Source organism: Micromonospora psammae, assembly GCF_036902725.1.
GTDB lineage: Bacteria > Actinomycetota > Actinomycetes > Mycobacteriales > Micromonosporaceae > Micromonospora.
The window spans coordinates 1-1,806 of the sequence record NZ_JBAKHM010000054.1 but is presented as its reverse complement, the minus strand read 5'-3'; the positions used below and the strand labels follow the sequence as shown (position 1 = coordinate 1,806).

1 protein-coding gene and 1 rRNA gene are annotated in these 1,806 nt (G+C 73.8%); one reads left to right on the top strand and one right to left on the bottom strand.

The genetic code is table 11. From position 1 onward, the window contains the following. Positions 1 to 93: 93 nt before the first annotated feature. Positions 94 to 210: ribosomal RNA gene (rrf, locus tag V6U79_RS29650) — 5S ribosomal RNA — on the top strand. Between the two features lie 90 nt (positions 211 to 300). On the opposite strand, the gene V6U79_RS29645 is transcribed toward rrf, so the two are convergent. Next, on the bottom strand, positions 301 to 1,806 hold a 1,506-nt coding region (locus V6U79_RS29645), incomplete at its 5' end, for a hypothetical protein (protein ID WP_334616715.1).

Sequence of the window (1,806 nt, the reverse complement as noted above, 5' to 3'; positions counted from 1 at the left end):
AGGCCGAGGACTTGACTACAAAGAAGCTACGCGTCCACTGTGCAACTCCCGACAAACGAACACACCTGCGTGTGTTTGATAAGTCGATAGAGTTACGGCGGTCATGGCGGAGGGGAAACGCCCGGTAACATTCCGAACCCGGAAGCTAAGCCCTCCAGCGCCGATGGTACTGCACTCGGGAGGGTGTGGGAGAGTAGGACGCCGCCGGACAATCTTCCAGTCGAGGGCCGCCCCATTCGGGTCGGCCCTCGACTGCGTAGCGCCTTTGGTGGCGCAATGAGGAAGGATGTACCTGTGAGTTCAGGACCGCAGGGCGGAGATCGTCCGCGTCGTAACGAAGACCGCGCCGACCGTCCGGAGGGGCGGGGCGCTGCCCCGCGCCGGGACGACCGTCCGCCGTATCGTGGAGACCGCGACGACCGCGCTGGACGCGACGCCGGCGGCTATCGCGGCGGTGACCGTCGCGAGGGCGGCTTCCGCTCCGGTACCCGCGACGGCGACTCCCGTGGATACCGCCGTGACGGCGACGCCCCGCGTGAGGGTGGCTTCCGTGGCGGTGACCGCCGTGAGGGCGGGGCGCCGCGTGAGGGCGGCTACCGCGGCGGCGACCGCCGGGAGGGTGGGGCGCCGCGCGAAGGTGGTTTCCGTGGCGGTGACCGCCGCGAGGGCGGGTTCCGCGGTGGCGAGCGCCGTGAGGGCGGGGCCCCGCGTGAGGGTGGTTTCCGCCGCGACGGCGATGGCCCCCGTGGCGGTGGCTTCGGTGGTGGTGACCGTCGTGAGGGCGGTTTCCGCGGTGGCGCGCCCCGTGAGGGCGGCTTCCGTTCCGGCCCGCGCGAGGGTGGTTTCCGCCGTGACGGCGAGGCCCCGCGTGAGGGTGGTTTCCGTGGTGGTGACCGCCGCGAGGGCGGTTTCCGTGGTGGCGACCGTCGTGAGGGTGGCGCTCCGCGTGAGGGTGGCTTCCGTGGTGGTGACCGCCGCGAGGGCGGTTTCCGCGGTGGCGCGCCCCGTGAGGGCGGCTTCCGTTCCGGTCCGCGCGAGGGTGGTTTCCGCCGTGACGGCGAGGCCCCGCGTGAGGGTGGTTTCCGTGGTGGCGACCGTCGTGAGGGTGGCGCTCCGCGTGAGGGTGGCTTCCGTGGCGGTGACCGCCGTGAGGGTGGCTTCGGTGGCGGCGACCGCCGCGAGGGTGGCTTCCGCGGTGGCGCGCCCCGTGAGGGCGGCTTCCGTTCCGGTCCGCGCGAGGGTGGTTTCCGCCGTGACGGCGAGGCCCCGCGTGAGGGTGGTTTCCGTGGTGGCGACCGTCGTGAGGGTGGCGCTCCGCGTGAGGGTGGCTTCCGTGGCGGTGACCGCCGTGAGGGTGGCTTCGGTGGCGGCGACCGCCGCGAGGGTGGCTTCCGCGGTGGCGCGCCCCGTGAGGGCGGCTTCCGTTCCGGTCCGCGCGAGGGTGGTTTCCGCCGTGACGGCGAGGCCCCGCGTGAGGGTGGCTTCCGCGGTGGCGACCGCCGTGAGGGTGGCTTCCGTGGCGGCGAGCGCCGCGAGGGCGGCTTCGGTGCTGGTGAGCGCCGTGAGGGTGGCTTCCGCGGTGGCGCGCCCCGTGAGGGCGCCTTCCGCCGTGACGGCGAGGCCCCGCGCGAGGGTGGTTTCCGCGGTGGCGACCGCCGTGAGGGTGGCTTCCGTGGGGGTGACCGCCGTGAGGGCGGCGCTCCGCGTGAGGGCGGTTTCCGTGGGGGTGACCGCCGTGAAGGTGGCGCTCCGCGTGAGGGCGGTTTCCGTGGGGGCGACCGCCGTGAGGGCGGCGCTCCGCGTGAG